Annotated in this window: 12 protein-coding genes and 1 tRNA gene; 7 read left to right on the top strand and 6 right to left on the bottom strand. The window is 59.3% G+C overall.

Translation table 11 applies throughout. From position 1 onward, the window contains the following. Positions 1 to 4 precede the first annotated feature (4 nt). Positions 5 to 391 carry an Mth938-like domain-containing protein gene (locus tag ACP7D4_RS14790; protein WP_426105071.1) on the bottom strand — a complete coding sequence of 129 codons (387 nt, stop codon included), beginning with the start codon at positions 389 to 391 and terminating at the stop codon, positions 5 to 7. Between the two features lie 201 nt (positions 392 to 592). On the opposite strand from ACP7D4_RS14790, the gene ACP7D4_RS14785 reads away from it, so the two are divergent. Further along, positions 593 to 1,822, top strand: a complete 1,230-nt coding sequence (locus tag ACP7D4_RS14785) for a pyridoxal phosphate-dependent aminotransferase (RefSeq protein WP_426105073.1) — start codon at positions 593 to 595, stop codon at positions 1,820 to 1,822. Positions 1,823 to 1,842: 20 nt separating this feature from the next. Next, positions 1,843 to 3,165 (top strand): homoserine dehydrogenase, encoded by a 1,323-nt coding sequence (locus ACP7D4_RS14780; protein ID WP_426105074.1) that lies wholly within the window; start codon positions 1,843 to 1,845, stop codon positions 3,163 to 3,165. A 216-nt stretch (positions 3,166 to 3,381) separates the two neighbouring features. Here ACP7D4_RS14780 and ACP7D4_RS14775 read toward each other — a convergent pair whose 3' ends face one another. After that, positions 3,382 to 4,164: a DUF2145 domain-containing protein gene (locus ACP7D4_RS14775; RefSeq protein WP_426209812.1), complete on the bottom strand. Its 783-nt coding sequence runs from the start codon at positions 4,162 to 4,164 to the stop codon at positions 3,382 to 3,384. Positions 4,165 to 4,166: 2 nt separating this feature from the next. Next, positions 4,167 to 4,580 carry a hypothetical protein gene (locus ACP7D4_RS14770; RefSeq protein WP_426105078.1) on the bottom strand — a complete coding sequence of 138 codons (414 nt, stop codon included), beginning with the start codon at positions 4,578 to 4,580 and terminating at the stop codon, positions 4,167 to 4,169. A gap of 148 nt (positions 4,581 to 4,728) precedes the next feature. Here ACP7D4_RS14770 and ACP7D4_RS14765 point away from each other — a divergent pair, with 148 nt between their 5' ends. Both ACP7D4_RS14765 and ACP7D4_RS14760 read left to right on the top strand, forming a co-directional pair. Beyond that, positions 4,729 to 5,469, top strand: a complete 741-nt coding sequence (locus ACP7D4_RS14765) for a helix-turn-helix domain-containing protein (RefSeq protein WP_426105080.1) — start codon at positions 4,729 to 4,731, stop codon at positions 5,467 to 5,469. A gap of 51 nt (positions 5,470 to 5,520) precedes the next feature. Then, positions 5,521 to 7,410, top strand: a complete 1,890-nt coding sequence (locus ACP7D4_RS14760) for an MFS transporter (protein ID WP_426209810.1) — start codon at positions 5,521 to 5,523, stop codon at positions 7,408 to 7,410. Between the two features lie 22 nt (positions 7,411 to 7,432). Here the strand turns inward: ACP7D4_RS14760 and ACP7D4_RS14755 are convergent, their stop codons facing one another. Together ACP7D4_RS14755 and ACP7D4_RS14750 are read right to left on the bottom strand one after the other, a co-directional pair. Continuing rightward, positions 7,433 to 8,968 carry a hybrid sensor histidine kinase/response regulator gene (locus ACP7D4_RS14755; protein WP_426209808.1) on the bottom strand — a complete coding sequence of 512 codons (1,536 nt, stop codon included), beginning with the start codon at positions 8,966 to 8,968 and terminating at the stop codon, positions 7,433 to 7,435. Between the two features lie 7 nt (positions 8,969 to 8,975). Beyond that, on the bottom strand, positions 8,976 to 10,478 hold the full coding sequence (locus tag ACP7D4_RS14750) for an ATPase domain-containing protein (protein WP_426105083.1): 1,503 nt from the start codon (positions 10,476 to 10,478) through the stop codon (positions 8,976 to 8,978). 237 nt (positions 10,479 to 10,715) lie between these two features. On the opposite strand from ACP7D4_RS14750, the gene ACP7D4_RS14745 reads away from it, so the two are divergent. After that, positions 10,716 to 10,792: transfer RNA gene (locus tag ACP7D4_RS14745), tRNA-Pro, on the top strand. Between the two features lie 452 nt (positions 10,793 to 11,244). On the opposite strand, the gene ACP7D4_RS14740 is transcribed toward ACP7D4_RS14745, so the two are convergent. Continuing rightward, the gene (locus tag ACP7D4_RS14740) at positions 11,245 to 11,490 is read right to left on the bottom strand and encodes a helix-turn-helix transcriptional regulator (RefSeq protein WP_426209806.1); all 246 of its coding nucleotides are present in this window, start codon (positions 11,488 to 11,490) and stop codon (positions 11,245 to 11,247) included. Between the two features lie 599 nt (positions 11,491 to 12,089). Between ACP7D4_RS14740 and ACP7D4_RS14735 the strand changes: the two genes are divergently transcribed. Next, positions 12,090 to 14,813, top strand: coding sequence for a type VI secretion system Vgr family protein (locus tag ACP7D4_RS14735; protein ID WP_426209804.1), 2,724 nt, complete (start codon positions 12,090 to 12,092; stop codon positions 14,811 to 14,813). A gap of 48 nt (positions 14,814 to 14,861) precedes the next feature. After that, on the top strand, positions 14,862 to 15,512 hold the full coding sequence (locus ACP7D4_RS14730) for a phospholipase D-like domain-containing protein (protein WP_426209802.1): 651 nt from the start codon (positions 14,862 to 14,864) through the stop codon (positions 15,510 to 15,512). Positions 15,513 to 15,848: the final 336 nt, after the last annotated feature.

The following is a 15,848-nucleotide window of genomic DNA, read 5'->3' as shown; positions in this document are numbered from 1 at the left end:
AACGTCATGCCGGCTTGGCCGAGTCAATGATCAGGGCGAGCGTGACTTTGCGCCCTTCGCCCATCAGCACATTGTAGGTGCGGCATGCGGCCTTGCTGTCCATCGATTCCACGCCAATATGGCGGGCCGACAGACTGGCGATCAGCCTCGGGTGCACAAAGCGCTGGCGCTCGCCGGTGCCAAGGATCACGACGTCCGGCTTGTCCTGCTCGATCTGCTCGAAATGGGCGGCGGTAAGCGCCGCAAAATTGGGCACATTCCACGGCCGCGGCGCCGTTTCGGGCATGACGATCAGGCTGAACGCATAGCGCTCGGCGTTGATTTCGACCCCTGCGTCATCGTAACCGGTGACGGTCTGGTATTGTTTGGTAGTGCTGGCATGAAGCTTCATGGTGAATGTTTGTGAAGGGGGAGAACGCCAGCATGCCATAAAGAGCGTTAAAGCGCGAATTTTCACGATTCTGCCGTCAAAAGCGGCTGAAACAGGCTATTTCTCTGTGTTTTAAGAAACTCACCAGTTGATTAAATGCACCGGTTTGGGCAGAATGGTAATTATCGCACTGCAACATAACGCTTTTGGACAGGAAAAATTTTGCGACCGATTCTCAAATCGAACAAATTAGACGACGTGTGCTACGAGATCCGCGGCCCGGCACTGGAAAAGTGCAGGCAGATGGAAGAAGAGGGGCACAAGGTCATCAAGCTCAACATCGGCAATCTGGCCGTGTTCGGGTTCGATCCGCCCGACGAAATCGTGCACGACATGATCGTCAACATGCATGGCGCGGCCGGCTACACCGATTCGAAAGGCATGTTTGCGCCCCGCAAGGCCATCATGCACTACTCGCAAAGCAAGAACATCAGCGGCGTGACGATCGACGACATTTATCTCGGCAACGGCGCCTCCGAACTGATCGTGATGGCCATGAACGGCCTGCTCAACACCGGCGACGAAGTGCTGGTGCCGGCGCCCGACTATCCGCTGTGGACGGCCGCGGTCAGCCTGTCGGGCGGCAATCCCGTGCACTACGTGTGCGACGAGCAGGCCGGCTGGTATCCGGACATTGACGACATGCGCCGCAAGATCACGTCCAACACCAAGGCGATCGTGGTCATCAATCCGAACAATCCGACCGGGGCGCTGTATCCGCGCGAGATCCTGCTCGAGATCGTGGAGCTGGCGCGCCAGCACCAGTTGATCATCATGGCCGACGAGATTTACGACAAGGTCCTGTACGACGGCTGCCAGCACGACTCGATCGCCTCGCTGGCCGACGATGTGCTGTTCATTACCCTGAACGGCCTGTCGAAGAACTACCGCTCGTGCGGCTACCGCGCCGGCTGGATGGTGGTGTCGGGCGAGAAGCGCCATGCCAAGGATTACATCGACGGCTTGAACATGCTGGCCACGATGCGCCTGTGCGCCAACGCGCCGGGCCAGTTCGCGATCCAGACCGCGCTGGGCGGCTACCAGAGCATCAACGACCTGGTGGGGCCGGGCGGGCGCCTGCTCAAGCAGCGCGACATCGCGCACAAGCTGTTGACCGATATTCCCGGCGTTACCTGCGTCAAGCCAAAAGCGGCGCTGTACATGTTCCCCAAGCTCGACCCCGCGATGTATCCGATCGCGGACGACCAGCAGTTTGCCTATGAGCTGCTGTCCGAAGAAAAAGTCCTGATCGTGCAGGGGACGGGCTTTAACTGGATCGCGCCGGATCACTTCCGCATCGTGTTCCTTCCCAATTCCGACGATTTGCTTGACGCCTGCGGCCGCATCGCGCGTTTTCTCGACGGCTACCGTCGGCGCCACGGCCGGCTCTGAACAATAACTTATAGAACACTATGAAACCCATCAAAATCGGCCTGATCGGCCTTGGCGTTGTCGGCACCGGCACCTTTAATGTCTTGAAGCGCAACCAGGAAGAAATCCGCCGCCGCGCCGGCCGCGGGATTGAAATCGCGCTGGTCGCGGTGCGCAACGCCGAACGCGCCGAAGCGCTTGTTGCGGGCGACTGCGAGGTCGTCACCGACCCTTACCTGGTCGTGGACCATCCGGATATCGAGATCGTGGTGGAACTGATCGGCGGCTGCGACACGGCCAAGGAGCTGGTCCTGCGCGCCATCAACAACGGCAAGCACGTCGTCACCGCCAACAAGGCGCTGCTGGCGCTGCATGGCAACGAGATTTTTGCTGCGGCCCAGGCTAAGGGCGTGATGGTCGCGTTCGAGGCGGCGGTGGCCGGCGGCATCCCGATCATCAAGGCGCTGCGCGAAGGCTTGACGGCAAACCGGATTGAATCGGTGGCCGGCATCATCAACGGCACCACCAATTTTATCCTGACCGAGATGCGCGACAAGGGGCTGGACTTTGCCACCGTCTTGAAGCAGGCGCAGGCGCTCGGCTACGCCGAAGCCGATCCGACTTTCGACATCGAAGGCGTGGACGCGGCGCACAAGCTGACCATCATGTCGGCCATTGCCTTCGGCATTCCGGTGCAGTTTGACAAGGCGCACGTGGAAGGCATCAGCAGCCTGCAGGCGATCGACATTCGCTACGCCGAGCAGCTCGGTTACCGCATCAAGCTGCTGGGCATTACCAAGCGCGCGATGGTCAACGGCGCTGAAGGAATCGAGCTGCGCGTGCACCCGACGCTCATTCCCGCCAAGCGCCTGATCGCCAACGTTGAGGGCGCGATGAATGCGGTGCTGGTGCAGGCGGACGCCGTTGGCGCCTCGCTGTACTACGGCAAAGGCGCGGGCGCCGAGCCGACCGCGTCGTCGGTGATTGCGGACCTGGTCGACATCACGCGCCTGGCGACGGCCAATCCGGAGTATCGGGTGCCGCACCTGGCGTTCCAGCCGAACCAGATGACCGATGTCGAGATTTTGCCGATGTCGGAGATCACCACCAGCTACTACCTGCGCGTGTACGTGAAGGACCAGCTGGGCGTGATGGCCGATTTGACGCGCATCCTGGCCGACGCGCAGATTTCGATCGACGCCGTACTGCAGAAGGAGCCGGGCGAAGGCGAGACGCGCACCGACATCATCATGCTCACGCACCAGACGCAGGAAAAGAACATCGACGCGGCGATTGCCAAGATCGAGGCGCTGGAGACGGTGGTTGGCAAGCTGGTGAAAATCAGGCTGGAAAATTTGAGCTGAGGCTGGTCGGGCAACTGCGACGGCTACTGGTCAGATGCAAAAGGGTTGGCTATTGCGTAGCCTCGTAGGTCGGAAAAGGCCGAAGGGCCTGGGCGGCCCCCTTATCCGACAAGCGCCGTCGCGACGCATGGCGGAATGCGGGCCTTGCCCTTTTCCGCCCTACTGTAACCCGCCTAGCGCTATGCCGTCCGGTCGCCACTTTTGCGACCGTCTTCGTTACTTCACCATCATCTCGCGCGCCGCCGGATCGTTCTTTTTCACAAACCGCATCACCGACTCCACCGTCACCGTATCAATCTGCCCGGCCGCCCGGCGCCCGAACGGATGATCATCAAACTCCACGTTTGCCCTGAACATGCGCGCGCCAAGTCGCTGCGCGGTCGGCACATGCACGGTAACCGGCGCATACCCGGCCAGCTTGAGCCACTGCTGCGCGCGCGTCCGGTCGCTAATAACCATGTCGCTGGCGCTGGCCGCATACGTCTCCAGCACCCATTGATTCGAATTTTGATACTGGGTCGAAAACGCATACGCGAGCATGTTATAGCGCGGCCAATGCAAGGTGCGCGCCGCCGGTGAGGCGAGCATCGCCACGATCTTCGCCTGGCTCTGCGGCGAAGGAATCAAGATCGCCGCTTCGTGCGCGAACACGTCAAAAAAGAAGTTGCCCAGCCCTTCGTCATACAGCGCCGACTGCGCCGTGCCGCACTCGTTCAGTTCATGCACCACGAGCCAGCGCCCCTTCGGATGGTCGCGCCACACGTAGGCCATGTGCGAATAGCGCAAGCCCTGGCGCGACAAATCCTGCCCCACGCGCGCGATCAGCGCCACCTGCGCATCGCTCGCCTCCAGTACCGCCAGCGTGTTCTCGGCCAGCTTCATGCTGCTGACAAAACTCGCTACGCTGGATTGCTTCTCTTCGCAGGCCTGGCCCGCATGCGCCGTGCCCAGGCTGCACGCAACCAGGCCGCATATGAGCAGCAACAAAAAACGCTTCATGATCAATGTCCCTCCGCGCGTGAATGGTGCAGCAGCGCCTTGCCCATTTCATTGGGGATGAAGGCGATCACGGCGCCAGCCACGACCAGCGCATAACCACTGGCCATCGTCACCACGCTCACGGCGGTACCGGCCACCATTGAAGCGCCGGTCACCACCTTGCCGCTCATGGTGAGCGTCACGCGCGCCGCGTCGCTTGCACCCTTGAGCACGACCACTGTCGATTCGCCCACTTTTTCCACGCTCTCCACCACGGCAGTGCCGGAGCCGGCCAGCAGCGACATCGTGCCCGCGACTACGACGACCGAGCCAAAGGCGGACATCTCGGAAGCGTTCGAGTTGTAGGTCGGGAAGGGCGCGCGGGCGTTGGCGTTACACAAGGTGCAGGCAAGAACCAGGCAGAGAACGGTTTTCATGTGTTGGGCTTTTTTCGTCAAGTTGGACCAGATGGCATGGACGCATGATGACGTCCCATTTGACTTTTCTCAATCAAATGCTCCACGGTATCGCTTTTAAGTTGAATAAGTATTAATATCTGCTACCGATAGACGAAGGGACATTTGCATGCCGCACGCAATTACACTGGTCGACACCTTGAAGCGCTTGTTGAAGGCGCGTGGCATTACGTACGGCGAACTTGCCGTACGCATCGATATGTCGGAAGCGAGTGTCAAACGCATGTTTTCACAGAAAAACTTCACCTTGCAGCGGCTGGACGAAATTCTCAGCGCCAGCGGCATCGAGTTCGATGAACTGAGCGCAGCCCAAAGTGCGCCAACGCTCATTTCGCACCTGACGCTGGCGCAGGAGCGCGAAATCATTGGCGACTCGCGCTTGCTGGTGGTGGCGGTGTCGGCCATGAACCACATCAGCTTTGACGACATCGTCAGGCTGTACGCCCTGAGCGACGTGGAGGTGACCAAGTACCTGCTGCGGCTCGACAAGATCGGCTTTCTGGAACTGATGCCGAATAACCGCGTCAAGCTGCTCATTGCGCGCACTTTCAGCTGGATCGCCAATGGCCCGATCCAGACCTACTTCCGGCACGAGGCCGCCGCCGACTACCTCGATTCGCGCTTTGACGGCGAAGATGAAGTGCTGCGGCTGGTGAACGTGATGCTCACCAAGCAGTCTGGCGCCGCGCTGCTTGAGCGCCTGAAACAGGTGGCTTCCGAATTCGCACAGCAGCACCAGCACGAAACGCGGCTGCCGCTCGAGCAGCGCCACGCGATCAGCTTCATGGTCGCGGCGCGGCGCTGGGTGCCGCATGCATTCAAGACTTTGCTTCGCCATCCCGTCGCTTGATCCATCCTTACCTCAAATCCGACCTTACCTCAACCTCTCCGAGACCACCATATGAGTCAATCCGGCCAGTTTTCATTGTTGACGCAGCGGCGCTTTGCCCCGTTCTTCTGGACCCAGTTCTTGGGCGCGTTCAACGATAACGTGTTCAAGACAGCATTTCTGGTCGTGCTGACCTTCGATGCCGCCAACTGGGGCATTGCCGATCCGGCGATGCTGGCCACGCTGATTCCGGGCCTGTTCATTTTGCCGTACGTGGTGTTTTCGGCCACTGCCGGCCAGATCGCCGAGAAGATGGAAAAAGGGCGCCTGGCGCGCTATGTGAAGGTCATCGAAATCGTCATCATGCTCGTAGCCGGTCTTGGCTGGATGACCAAGTCGGTGCCGCTGCTGCTGGCCGCCGTGATCGGCATGGGCGTTCACTCCACGCTGTTTGGACCGGTAAAATATGCCTATCTGCCGCAGCAGCTGAAGGCGGAAGAACTGGTCGGGGGCAACGGCCTGATCGAAATGGGCACCTTTGTCGGCATCCTGCTTGGCCAAGTCATCGGCACGGCGCTGGTGCAGTACAAGCCGGGCGGGATCGGCATGGTGGCCGGCGCCACGCTGTTTTTTGCGGTCCTTGGCCTGCTTGTCAGCACCCGCATTCCGCTCTCGCCGGCGCCCGAGCCTGAACTGAAAATCAACCCGAATCCGTTTTCGGAAACCATTCGCAACCTGGCGTTTTCGCGCAAGAACCGCACCGTGTTCCTGTCCATGCTGGGTAATTCCTGGTTCTGGTTTTACGGCGCGATGATTCTGTCGCAGTTCCCGCTGTACGCCAAGGACTACCTGCACGGCGACCCGAGCGTGTTCGTGGGCCTGTTGACGGTGTTTTCGATCGGCGTGGGCGTCGGTTCCCTGCTGTGCGAAAAACTGTCCGGCCACAAGGTTGAAATCGGCCTGGTGCCTTTCGGTTCGATTGGCCTGTCGCTGTTTGGCATCGAGCTCTATTTTGCCAGCGTCGCCTATGGCGCCGGTCCGCAACTGGTCACCATGGCGGGGTTTTTCAGCAATCATGGGTCGCTGCGCATTTTGATCGACGTCGCCATGATCGGCGTGTTCGGTGGCCTGTTCATCGTGCCGCTGTTCGCGCTGATCCAGACCCGCTGCGACCCCAAGCACTTGTCGCGCACCATCGGCGGCATGAACATTCTCAATGCGCTGTTCATGATTGCCGCTGCCGGCGCTGCCATCGTCATGCACCAGTTTGGCTTGTCGATTCCCCAGATGTTCCTGGCCACGGCGGTGCTAAACGCTATCGTCGCGGTGTACATCTTCTCGCTGGTGCCCGAATTCCTGATCCGCTTCATGGCCTGGATGCTGATTCATACCATCCACCGGGTTGAAGTGGTCGATGTCGAGCGCATTCCCGCTGAAGGCGCGGCGGTCCTGGTCTGTAACCATGTGAGTTTTGTCGATGCGCTGGTGATCGGTGCGGCCAGTCCGCGCCCGATTCGTTTCGTGATGGATCACCGCATTTTCAAGACGCCCTTCATGGGCTGGTTCTTCCGCACGGCGCGCGCCATTCCCATTGCGCCGGCCAAGGAAGATCCGTGGCTGATGGAAAAGGCATACATCGACATCGCGCAGGCGCTGGCGGAAGGGGACCTGGTATGCATTTTCCCGGAAGGTAAGCTCACCAGCACCGGCGAGATGAATGAATTCCGGGGCGGTATCGTCAAGATCCTCGAACGCAGCCAGGTGCCCGTCATTCCGATGGCGCTGCGCGGGCTGTGGGGCAGCTTGCTTACGCGCGACCCGACCAACCTGTTCGGGCGCTCGTTCGCGCGCGGGCCCCGCTCGCAACTGGCGCTGGCCGTGGGCGCCCCGGTGCAACCGGCCCAGGCCACGCCCGAGTATTTGCACCAGCAGGTGAAGAGCCTGCGCGGCGACTGGAAGTAAAGCCCTGGTGCGCTAACCGGACTTAGACCACGCGCCGCAGCACGGGCGCGCGGCTTAACTGCCCGCTGGCCAGGCGCTTGATCTCATCGAAATTGACGGGCTTGATCAGGTGGTGATCAAAGCCTGCCTCAATGGTGCGCTGCCTTGCATCGCTCTGCCCCCATCCTGTCAGCGCGATCATCAGCACGTCTTGCGAGCCCGGTTTGCACCGGATGCGGCGCGCCGCTTCATAGCCGTCAATGCTCGGCATACCAAGGTCCATGACGATCATGTCGGGCATTGCCGCATCCACTGCCGCCACCGCCCCGTAGCCGTCGTAGGCCGTGGCCACGTTACAGTTTTCCATCTCGAACAGGGCCTGCAAGGAGTCGGCCGCGTCGCGGTTGTCGTCGACCACCAGCACCTTGGGCCGGTGATCGACCTTGCCAATCGGCTGGCCGGGCTGCGGCGCCTGGGTTGGCCGCGCTTCGGTCACCACCGGCAGCGTGACGACAAATTCACTGCCCTTGCCCAGGCCTTCGCTGCGCGCATGCACACTGCCGCCGTGCATTTCGGCGAACTGGCGCGACAAGCTCAGGCCGATGCCAAGGCCGCTCGTGATCTGGCCCGAAGGCGGCCGGCTTTGTTCGAACATCGCGAAAATGCGCTCCACTGCAGCCGGATCGAGCCCGATGCCGGTGTCCTTGATGTAGATCTTGATGGCGCCGCATTCGACCAGCGCGCGCACCGATATGCGGCCTTCGACCGGCGTGAACTTGACGGCGTTGGAGACTATATTGGACACGATTTGCACTACGCGCGCGTAGTCCGCGTGCAGCACCACTTCTTCGGCGGGCAAGGCCAGCTCGATCTTGATGCGGCGCGCCGCCGCCGGCCCGGAGCACAGCTCGGTGACATGGTCCATGATGGCGCCAAAGGTCGTGTAGTCGCGCTGCAGCGCGATTTTGCCGCTGTTGATACGGGCCACGTCGAGCAAGTCATCGACCAGCCGCGTCAAGTGCGTTACCTGGCGTTCGACTACCTCGCTGACCTTCTTGACGGGTGCCTGGTCCGGGTACATGTGGGTCAGCACGCCCATCGAGGTGCGGATCGGGGCCAGCGGATTGCGCAGCTCGTGGCCGAGGCTGGCCAAAAATTCATCCTTGCGGCGATCGGTCTCGCGCACCTGGTACTGTTTTTCGCGCGCGCGCAGCACCGATTGCAGCGAGGTGATGAGCGTGAGCGTGCGCACCGGCCGCTCGAGCAGCGTGACGTTGCCCAGCACGCTGATGGCCTGGCGCACGCTGAGCGAGTCCGGCCCGCGATTGGTCAGCAGGACGATGGGAATATCCGACCAGCTGGGCTGGCGCTGCACCGCCTCGCCCAGCCTCTTTAGCGCCGCGCCATTCGCCAGCGCCTCTTCCACCGTCAGCACCGCACCCACGCCGAGCGCCATTTCGGCCGCGAGCTGCGCGGCGGTAGCGGTGACCAGGTTGTCGACCTTTGCCAGCGTCAGCACCTTCGACGCCAGCATGGCGTCTTGCCCGGTCGGGGCGTAGATCAGGACACGCTTTTCCATAGGTGGCTTATGAGAGGTCGTCGTCGAACAGGACGTCGCACTGGTTTTCATCGAAGCTCGGCACGCCCGTCAGGATGCCGTGGAAGTTGGTCAGCACGTCGCCCACCGCGATGCCCTTGGCGCTCATCGAGTACAGGCGGATGGTGCGTTCGTGCAGGCCGACCCGCTTTTTAAATACCGAGATCGCCTGGTGCACTTTGCCGCGCGCCTCAAAGTAGCGCAGCATGATCACGCTGTCGGCAATGTAGCTGGCGTCCACCGACGACGACATCGCACCGCCGATCACGCCTGGCTGCACGCCGACCAGCATGGTGACCACGCCGCGCTGGCCGAGGTAGGTCAGCAGCTCGTGCATGTGGGTAGTCAGGAAGCGCTCGTCGGGCATGGCGTTGAGGTAGCCATTGAGGCTGTCGATGACGATCACGCGCGCGCCGCCGCCTTCGGCGTCGACCACGGCCTGCATGAATTCTCCGGGCGACATCTCGGCCGGGTCGATCTGCTGGATCGTCAGGTCGCCCTTGTCGAGCGCACCCTGCAAGTCGAGCCCGAGGCCGGCGCAGCGCAACAGCAGGTTGTTGGCCGCTTCTTCAAACAGGAACATGGCCGCCTTCTGGCCGCGCTGGATCGCGGCATATACATACTGGCAGCACAGCGAGGATTTGCCGGTGCCGGGCGGCCCGGAAATGAGGGTGCTGGTGCCTTCGTCAAGCCCGCCGCCGGTGAGCGCATCGAGCGCGGCGATGCCGCTCGAGAGCCGCCCGCGCGGCGCGGTCACGCGCGTTTGGGCCGCGATCAGGCGCGGGTAGACGCACAGGCCGCCGGTGAGGATCTTGTAGTCGTGCGAGCCGCCGCGAAAGGCGATACCGCGGTATTTGACGACCCGCACGCGCCGCCTTTCGGAGCCGTAGTCCTGGTTGATCAGTTCGAGCGTGATGACGCCGTGCGCCACGCTGCGCACTTGCAGGTCGCCCGAGAGCGCGGTGCGGTCGTCAAGGAAGAGGGTGGTGCAGCCTTTGCCGGACAGGTACTGTTTGAGCGCTAGCACCTGGCGGCGGTAGCGCAGCGCGCTCTCAGCGAGCAGCTGCAGCTCGGAGAGCGAATCGAGCACGACGCGGGTCGGCTTGTATTTTTCGATGGCGTCGAGGATGCGCTGGGTGGTCAGGCCCATTTCGATTTCGGACGGGTGGAAGATGGTGAACTGGTGGTCCGGGTGGAGGATGTTCTCGTTGGGGATGATATCCTCGACGTGGATGCCGTCCATCGACCAGCCGTGCGACTGCGCCACGGACGTCAATTCGACGCGCGTTTCGGCTAGCGTGATATAGATGACCGATTCGCCGCGCCGCACGCCTTCGTGCAGAAATTGCAGGGCCAGCGTGGCCTTGCCGGTTCCCGGTTCGCCTTCAATGAGGAACAGACGGTCGCTGGTGAGGCCACCGCCGAGGATGGTGTCCAGGCCGGGCACGCCGGTCGAAAGAAAACGGTTGGTTTCGCTGTTTTGATTTTCCATGGGAAAGTGCCCCTAGATCGGATTTAGATTTAGTTTTTGCAACTATTGATTTGGATACCACATGATTGGGCTAAGGCTTGCGGTTCGCTTGAGTTTGGGATTTTCCGCGAAGCAAGATGCGTTATTCGCCGGAATTGCGCGCATGTTTGTCTTATCTCCTATTGCGGGGAGGGCAAACGTGGAGCGTGAATTTCAGCGCCAAAACCGGCGCAGGCTCTGATATAATTCACAACTCGTCGGGGCGTAGCGCAGCCTGGTAGCGTACTTGCATGGGGTGCAAGGGGTCGAGTGTTCGAATCACTCCGTCCCGACCAATCGAATCAAAGACTTAGCGAAAGCCGGCCTGTGCCGGCTTTTTCTATTTGCAACGTATACATAGCGTATACACAGAATATTAAATGAAAGGCGAGACTGGGTGCGCGCAAATGCCGCGATCATCCAGACTGATCTGCGCCAAGCCATCGATGCACGCGGTGGCGACGAACTCATGCAGCGGGGGGTTCTAAGCGGACCGCGTGTTGAGAAGGCTGCGGCTGATTGGCGGCTTGCCGGGGTGGTCGTTTGGTGGCTTTGCGAACGTGGTCCGTTCTGTCGTGTGCGGACCTGCGATACCGCATGGTACGTGTTCGCTGAACGTCTGATGGTCGGCGTTCCCGGGCCTTAAAGCAGTGCAGAAACCTGGCAGGCCATCTCCCGTGTTGGCGTCGTAGCCGATGTTTAGCGGCGACCAGAAATTGCAGAAAGGCGCTTCCCGCCTTTCTGCTAGCTACTTCGTCTCACGTGCCTTGATGCGCGCCTGTGCCCATTGTTCGATTTCGCTTTTCACCCATCCTGACGAACGACCGCCCAGTTTGACGGGCCTGGGAAATTCGCCCTTCTGCATCGCTTCATAGACACTGCTTCGCGACTTGCCGCATATTGCCAGGACTTCTTTCATGCGGATGAAACGTACATCTGGTAAGCGTGAACTGGCACGTCTGTCAATCCACCCCGGTACCTGCGACTGCTCCATGCTTTGCTCCGTAAATGTCGTCGTGAGTTGATGGTTGGCCGGCAAATGACGTTGCTGCCGCGCCAGCGCTGCAGATAGTGCGCCCGTTTTAATCCGACGAGGTTAGCAGTAGCGAAGTCGCAAATTGTGTGCGAAATCAAGTTGAACTATTCGTCCGCGCAAATGTCGAGCGATCTTACTAATGATGATTTCTGATCGGAATTTACTCGCTGTTGCTAGTGCTCGACGGCACGTCTGGTACCGAACACTTAGCTCACTTTCAGCTCGTCGATATGAACCCATCGAACTGCGATTTCTGTGGTCGCGGGTAATCAAGCTGGATTCAATGTAAGTTGCAATGGGGTAAGCTCTAGTAATTTAGTGTATATTGCACATATATTATTATTGATAAAAATTAAAAAAATTGAAGAAAATACGGCCGTGAAAAGTGTTGCCGTCCGGTAAATCTTAGCAATAAAAATTGCAGCCGCGCTGCAAAACCGATTTTTGACGGGTCGCAACGTTTCATGCATTCGTAGAAAATGCCCCAGCAAAATTCGTACAATTCAGAATCATTTTTTCTCCGGACATAATTTCCCCTGTGAAAGCAAGGCAAGACCATGAGCAATATCCTCCAACGCCTCCAAGAGATTATCGGTGCCCGTCAGCACAACCGCATCCTGCGTCTGGCCTTCCCAAACAATGACGGACCGGCATGCGAACTGGTCGTCAACAAGTTGCACGCAGTCGAAAGTCTCTCCCGCGATTTTGAGTTCACCGTTGAACTTCTGTCTGACAAGGCCAACCTTGCCCTCAAAGATATGGAGGGAAAGCTGTTGAGCGTGGCGCTGGTGCAGGCGGATGGCACTCTGCGATATTTCACAGGGTATTGCTATACGTTCCGGATGAAAAAGGCGGGAAATGTTTCGTACTACGAGGCCAGTTTGGGGCCTTGGCTAAAGTATCTGGCATTGGGTAAGGACAACTACCTTTTTCACAACAAGACGCTTAGGGAGCAGACTGAGAGTATCTTCAGCGACTACGCTGCCCATGCCAATTGGGACTTGCGATTAAGTGGCGACGATCCGGCGATGACGGACGCGATGCAATTTGGTGAGAGCGACCACAACTACCTGCATCGCCGTTGGGAGGCCGCTGGCTGGCATTACTATTACAAGCATACCGACCGGGGGCACAAGCTTGTGCTGTCCGACGATTCCACTCAAGCCGATCCCATCGATGGCGACCCAGAGATCCGCTTTCACCGGCACGGAGGCTCGCTAGAGGAAGAGGCAATTAGCGAGTGGTCGTCCGCCCGCCAGATCATGCCAAGTAGCGTAACGTTGGCGGCATTCGATTTCAAACAGCCAGTTCCGCGCCATGTTTTTCTCCCGACGGCAAATCAGCAAGGGAGCGTAGCAGATACCGAAGCGTTCGAATATTCGGGTGCGTATGGTTTCAAGGATAGCGCCGATGGTGATGCGCGAGCTCGCCTTCGCATGGAGGAAATGGAAGCGTTGGCGAAGCAATTCATGGCCACGACAAACAATCGTCACGTTGGATCTGGGCATTGGTTTAGTTTCGCTGACCGCCTTGACGCGAATCCATTTGGCTACAGTAGCGACGCGAGCAGAAACCAATTTCTGATTCTTGGTGTGGAGCACGTCGCTACAAATAACTACTTGCAGGAATCAGACGAATCTCCGTATTATGAAAATCATTTAACCTGCATTCGCAAAATCATCCCATGGCGGCCAGGACGCGGTTTTAATAGCGTGGACACCAAGATGCTGGGACCACAAACTGCCATTGTGGTGGGTCCAGCTGGTGATGACAGCATCCATACCGATGAATACGGTCGAATTCGGGTGCAATTCCATTGGGACCGCGTCGGAGGCAATGACGATGGCAGCTCCGCCTACATGCGAGTGGGCACCTCTTGGGCGGGCAACCAGCTTGGCATGACCGCGATCCCGCGCGTCGGCTCCGAGGTGGTCGTCAATTGGCTCGATGGATCGCCAGATCGACCATATATCGCCAATGCCATTCATAACGAGCGCTACATGCCCTCGTGGTCCCTGCCGACCCAACAGGCGCTGACGGGGTTTCGCACGCGCGAACTAAGTCCTGGCGGTGGCGGTAATACGGCGTCGGGACGTAGCAATCATTTGATTTTGGACGATACATACAAGCAGATTCAGGTCCAGTTGAAAAGCGACCATTTACATAGCCAACTCTCGCTCGGTTCCATCACCCGAATAGAAGGCAATACGGGCCGAACCGATGCACGTGGCGAAGGCTGGGAACTGGCGACCGAGGGGTGGGGTGTGGCGCGGTCTGCGAAGGGCATGCTGATTACAACCGAGGCGCGACCGCGGGCCGCTTCGCACATCAAGGATATGGGCGAGACGGTGCAGCGCTTGACGGCCGCACGCGAACAGCACGAAGAACAGGCGGCGACCGCGCGCCGGCAAGGCGCACAGGAGCAGCAAGGCCAGCAAGCGGATGTGACTGACGCCATCAAGGCGCAGAACGACGCCATCAAGGGGACTGGCGAGAAGGGAGCTTTCCCGGAACTGGACGCGCCACATCTCGTTCTTGCCAGCCCGGCCGGCATCGAAACTACCAGTGCCCAGTCGACGCATATCGCAAGTGAAATTCACACTGCGATCACGAGTGGAAAGAATCTATCTGTCGCAACCGGAGATAGTTTTTACGCCAGCATCAGCCAAACATTTCGCCTCTTCGTCCACAAAGCCGGGATGAAGCTGATCGCGGCGGCCGGTAAGGTGACAATCCAGGCGCAGAGTGACGAGATCGAAATCATCGCCAAGAAAGTGCTTGCCTTGATCAGTGAGCAGGACTGGGTGGAAATCCGGGGCAAACTGGGCGTGCGGATATCGGGCGGCACTGATACGTTGGAGATTAGTGATACATCCCAATTTCTTACTCGTAAGCCAGTCCTTTTTCACGGTAATCTGGAGACGCTGCCGTCGCACATTGCGCCGCCAGCGCTCGACAAGTTACCCGACGTTCTCGCGACAGCGCCGGAGCCAGAGTATCTTCATCACACATTGCAATCGCACGTGGATGGCAAGCGCCACGTTGCGGTTCCCTATACTTTGTATAAAGGCGGCGCCAAGGTGGAGGACGGACTGACCGATGAGTTCGGACGCATTCTTGTTAAACACGAGACCGGTACGCCGCACTACACAGTGAAACTGCCCAACGGCGAAGAAATCGCGCTCAATGCCAATGCCAAACTTGCAGCCGTTGAACAGTCACAGTCAAACGTCGGGTTCCGCGCTCTGCACGATACCCCGGAAAGCCGCCTTCATGACTGAGCATGAGAGTCCGCCGCCACTATCAGCTCGCGATATTTAAGGAAAATTATGGCTACAGACCCAATTAGGCGCATCGAAACCACGCATATCGACGAAATGGCACGAACCGCCACTAGCACGACCCAGTGGTTTGCAGAAAACCTTCACGATACGCATCCGATCAGCCACAACAACCAGCTCAAGGTGTTTATCTGTGGGGAAGAAGGCTTTGCGGATATTTCGACGGAAATCGAAAAGGCGAAGGAAAGCATCGATATTGTCGCCTGGGGATTCGATCCTGGAATGGAGTTGAAGCGTGGGTCCGGCCATACCTGGCCGAGGGGTAAAACGTACGGTGACTTGCTAATTGAAGCGGCCGCCCGCGGCGTGAAAGTTCGACTGCTTGTCTGGCTCGACAAAATTCTTTGCGGTATCACCAAAAACATGCCCGGTCACTCGCACGGTACCCATCCTTGGCGCACGCGTGCCGATTTTCCCAATGACCGCACGATAGGCGCGCAGCACAGCCTGGCGATTCTTAAGGGGATACATAAAGATCTGCGCCAGTACATCCACGGCAACGCGAACGGTTACATCACGGCGGAAATGGTCCCCTTGGTAGCGCGTGAGGAATATTGCCATAGCTGGTATGACGCCGCTTTGCACGGGAGACTCTCCGGTATTGAAGTACGTACTCGTGAGCGCGTGCAAGATGTTTGATGGCTTGATGGTCACGATATCTGATGGTCAATCGGACGCTCTGCCGCGACGCGACCGCTCGTGACCGGCTGGCATCGTCGCAGCGGGGGCCGGCCCCGCAATGCGCTCCTGCATGTCCCCGCGAAGCGCCGGGGTACGCCCTGACCGGGCGACCTCGCATCCGCTCGGCTCGAATCGCCCCGGCCCGGCAGCTCGCCGAGCGCACCCGGTTTGGCAGGTGTTACGTTCCGCAGTATTTTAGGGGCGGCGTACCATCCTATTTGAGGTTGAATTTTCGAACTTGTCGCGATGTTTTTTCGGAGGACCTTTTCCGCCGGCGTTCATGGGGCGGGAGCA

It is taken from the genome of Massilia sp. TWP1-3-3, assembly GCF_049897805.1.
Lineage (GTDB): Bacteria > Pseudomonadota > Gammaproteobacteria > Burkholderiales > Burkholderiaceae_D > Telluria_A.
Note: the sequence above shows the minus strand (reverse complement) of the source record. Positions and strands in the feature narration are given on the sequence as shown.